This is a genomic window from Clostridium puniceum (assembly GCF_002006345.1).
In the GTDB taxonomy this organism is placed as follows: domain Bacteria; phylum Bacillota; class Clostridia; order Clostridiales; family Clostridiaceae; genus Clostridium; species Clostridium puniceum.
Map to the genome: position 1 here is coordinate 35630 of NZ_LZZM01000190.1, position 14928 is coordinate 50557.

Here is a 14928-nt window from a genome sequence, read left to right on the forward strand (position 1 = left end):
AATATCTTTGTTATGAGATATCTTAGAATGAATAGCATATCATTTTAAGATATCTTTTTTTATAAACCTTAATTGTGTTAGTTACTTTTTATGGGAATAACTTTTCTAAAGAGAAATATATATATTATATGAGTAATCTTATATATAGGAGGAGAAGTTGTGATACAGGAAAAAGAGTTGACAGATGGTCTTACTACCAAGGAAGCAGAAAAAAGAATTAAGGAATTTGGACTTAATGAATTAAAACACAATAATAGAGCATCAGCACTTAAGATATTTTTATCTCAGTTTAATGACTTTATTGTTTGGGTGTTAATTGCAGCAACATTAATTTCAGGAATTATTGGGGATAAGGCAGATGCAGTTACTATACTTATAATAATTGTTATTAATGCAATACTTGGATTTATTCAGGAATTTAGAACAGAAAAGTCGCTAGAGGCATTAAAGGAGCTTGCAGCTCCAACGTGTAAGGTTTTAAGAGATTCAAGCTTAAAGATTATAAATTCAATTTATTTAACAATCGGAGATATTGTTATTTTAGAAGCAGGAGATAGAATACCAGCAGATGGATTTTTTATTGAAAGTTCAGGAATAGTTGTAGATGAATCTTTGTTAACGGGTGAATCAGTTGGCGTGAATAAAGATGCTAAACAATATAAGATTAATAATTCAAATTCTAAATCTCAAAATGAAAAGAAGCAAACGATCAAAAATAATACAGGTTTTATGGGAACTACAGTTGTAAAAGGAAAAGGATTATTTAAAATTGATTGTATAGGTATGAAGACTGAAATGGGAAAGATAGCAGAGTTGATTCAAAATATTGAAGAAGAAAAGTCACCTCTAAATAAAAGGTTGGATTCTCTAGGGAAAATTTTAGTTATTATTTGCATTATAATTTGTGGGATTGTTACTATAATGGGAATAATGAGAGGACATGATATAACTGAGATGTTTTTGTTAGGGGTAAGTCTTGCTGTTGCAGCAATTCCAGAGGGATTAGCGGCTATTGTTACAGTTTCATTAGCGCTTGGTGTATCAAGAATGCTTAAGAAAAATGCTCTTGTAAGGAAATTACCAGCAGTAGAGACTTTAGGATGTACTTCTGTAATATGTTCTGATAAGACAGGAACTTTAACTCAAAATAAAATGACAGTAAAGGAAGTTTACTTAAACGGTAGAATCTATGAAATTGAAAAAGAAAGGTTAAATGAGGAAAGAAAGCTTAAGAAGGCACTTGTTTATTGTAATGATTGTAATTATGATTTTACTAAGAAAAAAATTGATGAAGCACTTCATGGAGATCCAACAGAAACAGCACTAATAAATATGTTTTTTCATGAAGTTAAAGAACTTGAAGCTTTTTTAAATGGTGCAAACAGAGTATTTGATATACCTTTTGATTCAACTAGAAAGATGATGTCAGTTGTAATTAGAGAAGGAGAAAAGGAAACTTGTTATGTAAAAGGTGCTCCAGAAAGAGTAATAGAAAGATGTGACTATATATTAGAAAATAATAAAATCAAGCCGTTCACATATCAAAAGAAAAAGCAAGTAGCTGATTTTATTACAGCAATGTCATCAAGAGCATTAAGATGTATTGCAGGAGCATATAAAGAAGATAATTTAATAAAAGGAGAAAGAATCGAAGAAAATTTAATATTTTTAGGGATAGCAGGAAGCATAGATCCTCCAAGAGAAGAGGCTAGAGATGCTGTTTTAAAATGTAAGCTTGCAGGAATAAAACCTGTTATGATAACAGGAGATCATCAAAATACTGCACTTGCTATAGCAAAATCTTTAAACATATGTAATACCTCTGAGCAAGTTATGACAGGTGAAGAAATAGAAGCAATAAGTGATTTAGAATTGGAAGGAAAAATAAAAAAAATAAGAGTTTTTGCAAGGGTTTCTCCTAGTCATAAGTTAAGAATTGTAAGAGCATTTAAGAAAAAGGGAAATATTGTTGCTATGACAGGGGATGGTGTAAATGATGCACCAGCTATTAAAGAATCAGATATAGGAATAGCAATGGGAATATCGGGAACAGATGTAACTAAAGAAGCATCTTCTATGATTCTCATGGATGATAATTTTTCTACTATAGTTGCAGCTGTTGAAGAGGGTAGAATAATATATGATAATATAAGAAAGTTTATAAGATATTTATTATCTTGTAACTTAGGTGAAGTTTTAACAATGTTTTTAGCAACAGTCTTTTATTTACCTAATCCATTAAGTCCAATACAAATTCTGCTTGTAAATTTGGCGACAGATGGGCTTCCAGCTATAGCACTTGGGGTTGATCCACCAGAGCAGGATATAATGAGGCAGCTGCCAAGAGAAAAGAAAGAAAGTATATTTGCTAGAGGATTAGTTGAGAAGATTGTAATTAGAGGCTCATTAATAGGCCTTTGTACCTTGCTAGCATTTATGGCAGGTAGATATTATAAAATGAATTTAGAGACTTGTAGAACATTAGCTTTATGCACTTTAGTCATGTCTCAGCTTATACATGTATTTGAATGTAGATCAGAAAGACACTCAATCTTCCAAATAAAATTGTTTACAAATCCATATTTAGTTGGAGCAGTCATGATATCAATAATACTAATATGTGCAGTATTATATGTGCCATTTTTACAAGGAATATTTCACACTGTAGCATTATCTATTAATCAATGGCTTATTGTAATGTTCTTTTCTGGGATAATTGCGTTTATTAATAGCGTTTATTTATTAATTAAATCAAAATAAAAATGATGCATAATTCACAAGGTGTAATGAATTATAAACCTTAAAAAAGTTCAAGAATTCAAATACAAGATTTGGATTCTTGAACTTTTCTTATGGAATGTAATTATTTTATAAGTTCCTAATTGTGCTTCACACTTTATATATGTGCCTATCTTCTCATTTTTGTTGCTTGTTGACGTGACTTTTTTATTTGACTGTGATCTATTGGTACTAAATCCTTCTTTGTTGTAAGATTTAGTACATTCATAATTTGAACTTCCTGTGAATTTTCTTTCTTACTATCCTTTTCGCCAGTAACACCCATAATAATAACCTTATGACCTTGCTTTACAGCTATGAATTCAGGTTTTTTAAACCATCTATTTTTTTTATACCAACACTTAACAACTGTTCTTCCAACTTCAGGTTTAACAACCATTTCAACCATTAATCTATGGAATATAAAGTAACTTTTTGGAATAATCTTTACAGATAGAATAGTTCCAGATATACTTGTAATTCTGTCACCATATTTCTCCATATAAGCATTTTGAAAGTAGTTACCAAATTTACTACTTAATTTTTCTTTAAAACCCATTATAATTGCTCCTTTACATAAAAATATCGATGATAACGATATTATACTTATAATACGTTATCATTATACCATATGAAGTGAAATAATAGGTAGCTTTTTATTGTTGCTAAGTATTCATTTGATTGGGTATAATAAGAGTATTAGAAAAGTAAACAGATGTTTGGCTTCTGAATTTATTTAATGAGATAGTAAGTTGTAAGAATATAATAATGAGGTGAGCTATATAAAATGGAAAATAAAATATTACACGTAGATATGGATGCTTTTTTTGCCGCTGTCGAGCAAAGGGATAATCCCGAATTTCGAGGCAAACCTGTTATTGTAGGCGGTGTAAGTGAGAGAGGAGTTGTATCAACTTGCTCTTATGAAGCTAGAAAATTTGGAGTACATTCAGCTATGCCCATGTTTATGGCTAGAGAAAGGTGTCCTAATGGGATTTATGTTTCAGGGAGATATGGTAAGTATACAAAGGTTTCGCAAGAGGTATTTAAAATACTTAGCGAAGTTACTCCTTTAGTTGAACAGGTATCTATTGATGAGGGCTTTTTAGATTTGTCTCAAGGAAAATTTAGAGATGGAATGGAAGCTGCAAGATATATTAAAAATAAAGTTTATAAGGAAGTTGAATTGACTTTATCTATTGGAATATCCTATAACAAATTTCTAGCAAAACTTGCTTCAGATTGGAATAAACCAAATGGAATTAAAGAAATAGGAAGAGAAATGATACCAGAAATATTATTACCACTTCCTATATCAAAAATTCATGGATTAGGGAAAGTATCAGTTATTAAGCTTAATAATATGGGAATATATTATATTAGGGATTTATATAGAATGCCAAAGGAGTTTTATGTGGAATATTTGGGTAAGAATGGCACTGAAATATATAATAGAATAAGAGGCGTTGATAATAGGAAAGTTGAAGTTGTCCAGGAAAGAAAGTCTGTTGGAAAAGAAAGAACTTTAAAGGCCGATACAAAAAATAAGGAAGAATTATTGGAATATATAAAGGAATTTTCGTTTGAAATAGAAGAGGTTTTAAGTAGAAAAAATATTAGTGGAAAAACTATCACTTTAAAATATAAGACTAAATATTTCGAAAATCATACAAGAAGTAAAACTTTAAATAATTATATTGGAACTAGTGCTGAGATTTTTAAGGCAGCTGAAGAACTATTAGAAAGTGAAGAATTAAATGAAGAATTAAGATTAATTGGAATTAGTATATCTTCTTTTAAAGAAACACAAGTTCAGCAGTTAACTCTATTATAGTTAGAAAGTGTTAATTGCGCAAAGTTTATGAGATATTATACTAATAATTATTTAAAATTTATTCATATAGAATTTATAAATTTCACAGATGATTTATTTAATATATTGAAGTATATTGTATTTTATAATTTAAACTTTCAATTGCGAAGTATAACTAATAAATAAAACATCAATAATTTTATAATCATTTATTTATGCTTAAGAATATATTGTTTTATATTTGTTCTTAAGCATAAATATTTTCTATATAATTTTCTAAGAGAAGAAATTTATGTTGATGTTGGTTTATAATGGTATTCCTTATGACCATAAAAGTTTGAAAAAAGTATATCTATTTTAGCATTTTAAGAATATTAATATTATATATGTTCTAATTAAATTTCTATATTATATAAGAATATAATAAATAAAAAAGCCAAATAGTTTTGAAAAGAATATAAGATTTGTTAGAGCGATGTATAATATCAATTTAGGGAGGAGTCTACTTGGGAATGTTTTTAGGTAAATTCTAAGTAGTATAAAATATGAAAAAAGAATTAACTCCAAAAGAAATTATTTTTTGTACAGGTTGTGTAGATACTATTGAGAAAAGTAATATTAATAGAATGACTGAAATAACTTCTACTTTAAGTAAGATAAAAAAAGGTTTAAGTGTTCAAAAAGATAGTTACAATATATATTATGTGGATTCATTTTCAAAAGAAAAATTAGAAAATCTAATGAAATACGTTAATAATATATATGAAAATTTTCCTCCACCTAAGGACATTTGTTACGTGACATCACATGATCAATTGAAGCCTATAGCTTTATTTTTGCAAAATGGCAAAGGTAATTTATTGAAGGAAATGATTGATGATATTAAAGAGAGATATTTTGAATGTGCAGTGAATTTTTATAGCAGTTCATCAGATGATGAAAAGGAAGAAATAATTGAGGATATAAGTGAAAAGAGAAATGATTATATAACTAAGCTCATGAAGTCAGCAAAGACTAAAAATTTTGATGTTAAAGCAACTAGTGGAGGTTTTGTTTTTATACCTTTAAAAGAAGAAGGACATGAGATGACAGAAAATGAATATAATCAACTAGAAAGTCCAACTCAAGAAACTATTGAAAAAAAAGCTTCTAATTTAAAAAAGGAAGCAGAATCTATTTTAGAAACATTAAAAGATATTGAAATAGAATCCATTGAGAAGCTTAAGGAACTTTATAAGGATTATATAAAAAAGAATATGCAGCAAGATAAGGATGATTTATTGTTACAATTTATTTCTCAAGATGATGTATATAAATATTTATGTGAGATGTATGCTGATGTTGAAGAAAAAATAGTTGAATGTTATACCATAAATTTAGAAGAAGATGAAGAGTATATAAAAGAAATATTATCTAAGTATGATGTAAATGTAATAGTTGATAATTCAAAAAGAAATCGTCCGAGTGTTATTTATGAGGAAGATCCAACTATAGGTAATTTAATAGGAAATATTGAGTATAAAAACAACAATAACGGGTACAGTACAGATATTTCCTTAATAAGTGCGGGAAGTTTATTAAAAGCTAATGAAGGGTGTTTAATATTAAGATTATCGTCTTTAATAAGTAGTGGATTAAGTTATTATTATTTGAAAAAAGCATTGCTTCATGGAAATGTGAATTATAATTACACTAAAAGTTACTTGGAAGTACTTTCTATTGCAGGACTGAAACCCGAGACTATTCCTATTAGTGTAAAGGTTATTGTAATAGGGAGTTATGAAAATTTTCAAATATTATATGAGAATGATGAAGATTTTAAAACAATATTTCCAATTAAAATTGAAGCAGATGTAGAGGTAAAATATAATGAAGCAGCTCGAAACTTCATAGTAGCAATGATTAAGGAAAAGATAAATAGAGAAAAGCTATTAAATATTAAAGAAGATGCAATTGATGAAATCATTAAATTTTTAGTTAGAACTACAGGGGAAAGGAATAAAATTTCTATAGATGATTATTATATAAATAAATTATTGTATTTATCAAATAATAATGCAAAAGAAGAAAATAGAAAAAATATAGAAAAGCAGGATGTAATAGAGGTAGCTTATGAAGATGAAAAGATATTAGATGATATATTGGATAATTATAAAAATAAAAAGATATTAATAACTACAGATGGAAAGAAAGTCGGAGTAATAAATGCACTTTCTGTAGTTGGAACAGGATCATATAGCTTTGGTAAGCCTATGAGGGTGACATGCTTATCTCATATAGGAGATGGCAAAATAATTGATATTCATAAGGAATGTAAATTAAGTGGAAGTATTCATGAAAAATCAATTGCTATACTTGGAGGAATTTTAAGTAATTTAATAAGTCCTTATGAAAGGCTTCCCATAGATCTTCAATTGAGTTTTGAACAAACTTATGGAATGGTTGAGGGAGATAGTGCATCTGTTGCAGAAATAATTTGTATTTTATCAGCTCTAAGCAGACGAGGGATAAGGCAAAATATCGCAGTAACGGGATCTATAAATCAGTTTGGAGAAATTCAGGCAATTGGTGGTGCTAATGAAAAAATTGAAGGCTTTCATAGAGTTTGTAATATTATAGATAATACAAATGATAAGGGAGTATTAATTCCTAATTCTAACGCAGATGAATTAATACTCCGAAGTGAAGTTGAAGAAGATATTAAAAAAGGAAAATTTCATATTTATACAATGGAAACTTTAGAAGATGCAATTGAAGTATTAATATTAGAGGAAGGCGAGTCTGTTAAAAGCTTTTTTAAAGAAATAGATAATGAAATATTAAAATATAAAGGTTTAAAAAGAAAGAGTAAGGAAAAATAGTGCATTAAATTCAATATAAAACTGAAAAAGTTTGGGAAAATTATTAAAAAATAAAACATTATTAGTTTTAAAGGTCATTAAATGAAAGGTATCTTTGTTAAGTTGATTTTTTAATTAACGAAAGATATCTTTTTTTATTAGATAATTTAATTTTAAAGTTGAGTTCATATAAATGAGGGAAAAGCTACAATTTTATAATTATTAAGTAGTTCGATAATAATAAAATAGAAAAAAATGGAATAAAAAGATTTGACGTATAACGAAAACTTATGTTAAAATATGGAAAAGAGTTAGTTTAAGATAAAGGAGGTGAAATGAGGATATCTCAAAAGATATATATATTAATATTTAGTCTGTATTGCTAATGCAAAAAGAGCTTTTCTAATAGTAATTTATTATAGTATAAAGGCAGTAAATTGCAAACAATAGAATAATAGTATTTTTAGAGGTGGTTTTATTAAAGGCATAAATGTGAAATGTATATGGTTTTAAATTAGAATTTTAATTTGAGATATTCTAAATAAGTATGTATTTAAATTTTGATAAAAATGAAAATATTCTAATAGTTAATCTTAGTGGAGAACTTGATCATAATAGTGCCGAAGAGGTCAGGGTAAAGATTGATGATAGAATTGATAGAGATAACATAGAAAAGGTAATTTTAAATTTTTCGGGAGTTAATTTTATGGATAGTTCAGGGATTGGAGCCGTTTTAGGTAGATATAAGAAAATATCTAATAAAAGTGGACAGATTTGTATTGCAGCACCTAATAAGAATGTTAATAGAATTTTTGAATTAGCAGGATTGTATAAAGTAATTAAAAATTATAATACTGTAGATGAAGCCGTAAGGTGCATATAGATGGAGGGATTATCATGTCTGATAATAAAATGAGTATAGAATTTGTAAGTAAATCTCAAAATGAAGGCTTTGCAAGAGTTGCTGTTGCAGCTTTTGTTGCTCAATTAGATCCAACAGTTGATGAAATAAATGATGTAAAAACGGCGGTCTCTGAAGCTGTTACTAATTCTATAATACATGGATATGAGAATAAAGAAGATGGAATAGTTAAAATCGAAGCAGAAATCAATAAAAATGAGGTAATTATAGTTATTATTGATAATGGAATTGGTATTGATGATATAAATCAGGCTATGGAACCATTATATACATCGAGACCAGATTTAGAAAGATCAGGTATGGGGTTCACTGTAATGGAAACATTTATGGATGAATTACAGGTAGAAAGCAAAAAGGGAATTGGTACAAGGGTGGTAATTAAGAAGAAATTCAACGTGGTAAGTTAGGTGAAATAATATGGAAAAAGAGGATTTAAAACGAGAGGATTATAATTATGACAAGAATCCAGAATTATTAGCTTTAGCAAAAGGTGGGGATGCTGATGCTATGAATGAACTCATAGAGATGAATTTACCATTAGTATCATCTATAAGCAAGAAGTTCTTAAATAGAGGATATGATTATGAGGACATATTTCAAATAGGATCAATTGGATTAGTTAAGGCTATTAATAATTTTGATTTAACTTATAATGTTAAGTTTTCAACTTACGCAGTTCCCATGATTATAGGAGAGATCAAAAGGTTTTTAAGAGATGATGGAATGATAAAAGTGAGTAGGAATGTTAAAAGTTTAGCAAGAAAGGTGAACTTCTACAAAGAAATTTTAACTAAAAAGCTTAAAAGATCACCTACTATAGAGGAACTTGCAGATTATGCAAACGTTGATAAGGAGGAAATTTTATTTGCAATAGAATCTTCTAATAGCTTGCAATATTTATATGATACAATTCATCAAGATGATGGTGCACCAGTCCTTTTAATAGATAAGTTAAGTGAAAAGGGCGTTGATGATGGAAATATTATTGAAAGAATAGCTCTTAAAGAAGCTCTTCAAAGTTTAGATAGTAAAGCAAGACAGATTATAGTATTAAGGTATTTTAAAGACAAGACACAAGTTCAAGTAGCTAAAATGCTTGGTATAAGTCAAGTGCAAGTATCTAGAATTGAAAAAAAAGTGTTATCTCAAATGAGAAAAAAATTGGAAGAATAAGATTAAAAAAGTAAACTATAAAGCAAAAAATAAAATCACATTTTGCAAAAAGATTATTAAAATTAGTTTGCACATGTGATTTTTTATGTTTAAGCTAAAATTACCTTAAAATAATTGTTAATAAATAACACGAGTAATTCTTACTATTTTGCAAATGATAGGTATATGGGTAAAGTACATTAAAAAATAGTAAGTTAAACATTTATGTGAATTATTATGTTATATGATGAACTTAGTTTTATACACTAACGGTGATGATTAATTCAGATTACTAAAATGAAAAAGTTAATATTATTTAAATATAATCAGTTATTTTTAAATTAATAGTTAAAATTTAAATATGATAAGTAAGGAGTGTGAATAGTTTTGAGTAGTAAGAGTGAAATGAAGGAAGAAAAAATTAAGAAGAAATATGAAACTATGGCAAATGAAGTAGTGCCAAAATCTAAAATATTTCAAGATTGTTTGAAGGCTTTTTTAGTTGGAGGCTTAATTTGTGATGTTGGCCAATTTGTCCATAACATGACAGTAAATTTTGGATTCCCAGAAGAGCAAGTTTCAAGCATTGTTTCTATTATAATGATTTTTTTAGGGGCTCTTTTAACAGGTACAGGAATATATAGTAAATTAGCAGCATTTGGAGGGGCAGGGACTGTTGTTCCTATAACTGGTTTCTCAAATGCTGTAGTTGCACCTGCAATAGAATTCAAAAAAGAAGGATTTATATTTGGTGTTGCTGCAAAGATGTTTACAATTGCAGGGCCAGTTTTGGTATATGGTATTGGTACTTCAGTTATTGTAGGGATAATTTACTATATAATTTCATTATTTTAATAAACAAAGATGAGAACGAATCTACAATAGTAAATTATGAAGAGTAATTTACTATTTAATAAATAGAATTTGAAGAGAAAGATTGATCATATTAATGTAATATATTATCCATTTTATATAATAAAAATTAATGTATAAACAAAAGAAATTAGCGATTTTAAGGGTAAAATTGTAGAGGAGTGATAATATGCAAATTCATAATAAGAAATTAGGAAGTCAAACAGTAAAATTTGATAATCCGCCTAAAATAATTGCAGCATATTCTATAGTAGGACCAAAAGAAGGGCAAGGACCATTAAGTGAATATTTTGATCAAATATTAAATGATGATACTTTAGGTAAAGAAAGCTACGAAAAGGCAGAAAGTCAAATGATGTTTACTGCTATAAGTGAAACCTTAAAAAAAGCAAAATTGAAAGAAAAGGATATAGATTATTTATTTTCAGGTGATTTATTAAATCAAATAATTTCATCAAGTTTTGCAGCAAGAGAATTTAGTATTCCATTCTTTGGACTATATGGAGCATGTTCTACTATGTCAGAATCTTTAAGTTTAGCTTCAATTATCATGGATGGTGGATTTGCTAAATATGTTATTGCGACAACTTCTTCTCATTTTAGTTCAGCAGAAAGACAATTTAGATTTCCTCTTGAGTATGGTTCACAAAGATCCAAAACAGCCCAATGGACAGTAACTGGATCTGGAGCATTAATCCTTGGAAATGAAGGAAATTATCCTGTAGTGACTCATGTAACAACCGGGAAGGTAAAAGATTTTGGTCAAAAAGATGCTAATAATATGGGAGCCGCCATGGCACCAGCAGCTGTCGATACAATGGTAAATCATTTTAAAGATACAGGAAGAAAACCAAGTGATTATGATCTTATAGCTACAGGTGATTTAGGAGTAATAGGACGAGAACTTGCTGATAAATTAATTGAAGAATTTGGTTATGATATTAGAAAACAGCATATAGATTGTGGTGAAATTATATTTGATAATGAAAAACAAAAAACTGAATCAGGAGGCAGTGGTTGTGGATGCTCAGCAGTTGTATTTACAGGATACTTATATAAGAAACTTATGAAAAGAGAGATAAAAAAAGTTTTATTAGTTTCCACTGGAGCACTGATGAGTACAACTTCTTCACTTCAAGGAGAAACAATTCCAGGAATAGCCCACGCAGTTGCTATAGAGATAAAATAAACTTTGGAAAAAATATATTTAATTTTGAACATAGCAGATAATAATTTTTTTATGCAAAGTTAGCAGAAAGGAATGAAAATTTATGGACTATATAAGTGCATTTATAGTTGGAGGGATAATTTGTGTTATTGGGCAAATATTAATAGACACTACAAAGTTAACACCGGGAAGAATATTAGTGGTGTTTGTTGTTATTGGCGCCATAGTAGGTGCTTTTGGATGGTATGATAAATTAGTTAATATTGGTGGCGCAGGAGCTACAGTTCCATTACCTAGCTTTGGAAATTCATTATCTAAGGCGGCAATAAAGGAAGTAAAGGAAATAGGATTTTGGGGAGCGTTTACGGGTGGTATTAAAGGAGCCGCGGCAGGAATTACAGCCTCAATATTTTTTGGATATTTAATGGCACTTATTTTTAATCCTAAAACAAAGAAATAAGAGCATAGAAATCTAGATAAAATAGTAAATTATTTTAGATCTAAAGTAATAACAAATATAAATTAAGGGTTAATGAAAAGCTAAAGACTTTCCCATTGGACAGCTTCAATAAATGTTATTAAAAATTAATATAGAACATTTAACTACATCATACAAAACAATATTACATATAAAAGAATCTATATAATATGATAAAATGCTATTAAGTAAAAATGGTTATAAATCGAAAAGATAATATAATAGATTAAAGTTTTGCCTTTTAATGTATTAACACGTATAATTATACTGTAAATTAATATAAAAAAATATATATTAATAATATATAATGTAAAAGGAAATTTATAGTATAATCATTATGAAAAAGAAATTAAAAAGTGATGTAGAATGGTGGGATTCTTTTGGAGAAGTATTGTATTAATTCCTGGGCGGAAATAGTTGAGCTTTTAAATAGTAATGTTCAGCAAGGAATTAGTGAAAAATATTGTGAAGCATTAAGATTAAAATATGGTACAAATAAAATTGATTTACCAAGTGGAAGTAGCATTTATAAGCATGTTTTAAATGCATTAAAGCAAAAATCTATAATTATACATATAATAATAACAATAATATTATTTACGTTAAAAAATTACTTGTTTGGCATATTTTTGTCGGTGTTATTAATAGCAAATTTAGTAATAATAGTACAACATACTATAAAAAGAGATAAAGAAATTAGTTCGTTAGAAAAGTTAAATTCTGAGGATGTTGTGGTAATTAGAGATGGAGTTCAAAAAGTAGTTAGGTCAGAAGAGTTAGTAATTGGAGATATAGTAAAGTTTAACAGAAATTCTATTGTTGCAGCAGATTTAAGAATAATAAGCGCTAATGATATAAAGGTAGATGAAAAAAGTATAACAGGAGAAACTTTTTATAAAGAAAAATTTGAAACCAAAATAATAGGAAGTGTTTCTTCCCTTGGTGATATGAAAAATATATTGTTTAAGGGATCGGTAGTAAAAGCTGGAGAGGGGCTTGGAATAGTAATTGCGACAGGAACTTCAACTCAGTTAGGAAGAATATTGGCAATGCTTACATATGCAAGTAATAGAAAGCATAATTTTGGAGCGATGATTTCAAAATTTTTAGAAAAATATTTATTTATATATTTTTTAGCCATTATAGTCATAGGTTCATACTTTGTGTACACAGGACAAGACGTACAAAAAAATTATATTTCAACAGCGTTATTTGCACTTGGATGTTTTCCAGTTGCCATAATTTCAAGGATTGTCTTTAAAAAAGTTATTAAACAATTTTTAAATGAAAATATTGAAATAATAAATTTTTCAGTGTTTAATTTGATAAAAGATGTAAATATTTTATTTATAGATAAAGTTGGATCAATAAGTAAAAAAGAAATGATTGTAAAAAAGATATTTATTAATAATGATGTAATATTAACTAGTGAGCCTTATGTAAAAGAAATAACTTTTGATAGAATAGTAGAAATATCATTAATATGTAATAATGCTATTTATGATGCAGCAAATGAAAATGGGAAAGGTGAATTAGATGAAATTGCATTTTTAGATTATGCTGCTAAAAAGAAAATTTATAAAGCATCTATAGATAGTAAAAATGTCAAAACTTTAGAAATACCTATGGATTCTGATAAGAGATTTTTTACAGTTGTAACTAGGATAAATAAAAGATATAGAGCTAATACTAGAGGGAATGTGGATGCTGTCTTAGAGAAATGCACTCATATCATGATTGAAGGTGTTGAAAGAGAGCTTACTGAGGAATATAAAGCTGTAATAAAAGGAACTGATATGAATTTATCAATAGATGGATTAATAACAGAAGGTTTTGCTTATAGAAACTTTAATTATGAGCCATCTAAATCCGAAAATATAGAAAGTAATATGGTTTTTGTTGGTGTTATCGGATTAGAAAACCCACTTGAAGAAAACCTTGAAAATAATATAAATCGTATTAAGGACAAGGCTATAGTACCTATTTTATTTACTGAAGAAAGTAAATTAAGTGCTATAACAAATGCTAAAAGAGCTAATATAATAAGAAACAACAATCAAGTAGTAGCAGGAATAGAGTTAGATTCACTGAATCAAGAAGAATTAAAGGATTTGCTTTCTAGAGTTAGAGTATTTTGTAGAGTAAATCCAGAAATTAAATCAAAAATTGTTTCTTTATTTATAAAAGATGGACATAAAGTTGCAACAACAGGTGAAACTTTGGGGGATTTGCCAGCACTTAATTTGTCTAATGTAGGAATAGGTAAAGGAAAGGCTTCTGCAATGGTAAAAAGATTGTCAGATGTTTATATTAAAGAAAATTATCTTCAAGGCTTCTTTAATATAAGAGATTTTTCAAAAGTATTTGATAGGAATATAGATAGAGGTTTTAAAATATACTTTATGGCAGTTCTTTCAGAACTTTTAGTTCTACTCGGCAGTCTTATAATGGGACAAGCTGGAAGTTTAGATTTTTGGAATATATTAATTATAAATGGAGTTTTATTTATTCCATTATCTTTAATAATTCTATTAAAACGAGGAAGGTCTATTAGTAATAATGAAGTTATAACAAGAGCAGTAGTATTAAGTATAGTTACTATGATTTCAATTTATAAGGTTGATGGTAAGGTTGCAACAATAATTCCTTTAACCATTTTATCTATGGGAATTTTAATTTTTACATTGTTTAATAGTAATACTTCCATAAGAAGAGTATCTAATGAATTGATTATGGGAATAGTATCCTTTGTAATAATTATATTATCTATAATAGGGATTATTTTAATAAATAATATATTACTTAGAGATATAATTCTAATAGAATTGGTAGTTTCAATAATATTTTTGATTATTTTTGAAATTTTAGCTAGAAAGTGGCAAAACTCATTAATGAGGTGAGTTG

The 14928-nt window shown here is 27.8% G+C and carries 11 protein-coding genes; 10 read left to right on the forward strand and 1 reads right to left on the reverse strand.

The window, feature by feature from the left end:
* Positions 1 to 159: 159 nt before the first annotated feature.
* Positions 160 to 2760, forward strand: a complete 2601-nt coding sequence (locus CLPUN_RS17380) for a calcium-translocating P-type ATPase, PMCA-type (protein ID WP_077848508.1) — start codon at positions 160 to 162, stop codon at positions 2758 to 2760.
* Positions 2761 to 2908: 148 nt separating this feature from the next.
* On the opposite strand, the gene CLPUN_RS17385 is transcribed toward CLPUN_RS17380, so the two are convergent.
* Complete coding sequence (locus CLPUN_RS17385; RefSeq protein WP_077848509.1) at positions 2909 to 3337, reverse strand: hypothetical protein; 429 nt, start codon at positions 3335 to 3337, stop codon at positions 2909 to 2911.
* A 228-nt stretch (positions 3338 to 3565) separates the two neighbouring features.
* On the opposite strand from CLPUN_RS17385, the gene CLPUN_RS17390 reads away from it, so the two are divergent.
* From CLPUN_RS17390 to CLPUN_RS17430, 9 genes are all read left to right on the forward strand, one after another.
* Positions 3566 to 4612, forward strand: a complete 1047-nt coding sequence (locus CLPUN_RS17390; protein WP_077848510.1) for a DNA polymerase IV — start codon at positions 3566 to 3568, stop codon at positions 4610 to 4612.
* A gap of 524 nt (positions 4613 to 5136) precedes the next feature.
* Positions 5137 to 7452, forward strand: a complete 2316-nt coding sequence (locus CLPUN_RS17395) for an AAA family ATPase (RefSeq protein ID WP_077848511.1) — start codon at positions 5137 to 5139, stop codon at positions 7450 to 7452.
* Between the two features lie 526 nt (positions 7453 to 7978).
* Positions 7979 to 8314 carry an anti-sigma F factor antagonist gene (spoIIAA, locus tag CLPUN_RS17400; protein WP_077848512.1) on the forward strand — a complete coding sequence of 112 codons (336 nt, stop codon included), beginning with the start codon at positions 7979 to 7981 and terminating at the stop codon, positions 8312 to 8314.
* A 14-nt stretch (positions 8315 to 8328) separates the two neighbouring features.
* Positions 8329 to 8760 (forward strand): anti-sigma F factor, encoded by a 432-nt coding sequence (gene spoIIAB, locus CLPUN_RS17405; RefSeq protein ID WP_077848513.1) that lies wholly within the window; start codon positions 8329 to 8331, stop codon positions 8758 to 8760.
* Between the two features lie 10 nt (positions 8761 to 8770).
* Complete coding sequence (gene sigF, locus CLPUN_RS17410; RefSeq protein WP_077848514.1) at positions 8771 to 9526, forward strand: RNA polymerase sporulation sigma factor SigF; 756 nt, start codon at positions 8771 to 8773, stop codon at positions 9524 to 9526.
* A 366-nt stretch (positions 9527 to 9892) separates the two neighbouring features.
* The gene (gene spoVAC / locus CLPUN_RS17415) at positions 9893 to 10360 is read left to right on the forward strand and encodes a stage V sporulation protein AC (RefSeq protein WP_077848515.1); all 468 of its coding nucleotides are present in this window, start codon (positions 9893 to 9895) and stop codon (positions 10358 to 10360) included.
* Between the two features lie 187 nt (positions 10361 to 10547).
* Positions 10548 to 11567: a stage V sporulation protein AD gene (gene spoVAD, locus CLPUN_RS17420; RefSeq protein WP_077848516.1), complete on the forward strand. Its 1020-nt coding sequence runs from the start codon at positions 10548 to 10550 to the stop codon at positions 11565 to 11567.
* Positions 11568 to 11649: 82 nt separating this feature from the next.
* Positions 11650 to 12006, forward strand: coding sequence for a stage V sporulation protein AE (gene spoVAE / locus CLPUN_RS17425; protein ID WP_077848517.1), 357 nt, complete (start codon positions 11650 to 11652; stop codon positions 12004 to 12006).
* A 398-nt stretch (positions 12007 to 12404) separates the two neighbouring features.
* On the forward strand, positions 12405 to 14924 hold the full coding sequence (locus CLPUN_RS17430) for a P-type ATPase actuator domain-containing protein (protein WP_077848518.1): 2520 nt from the start codon (positions 12405 to 12407) through the stop codon (positions 14922 to 14924).
* Positions 14925 to 14928: the final 4 nt, after the last annotated feature.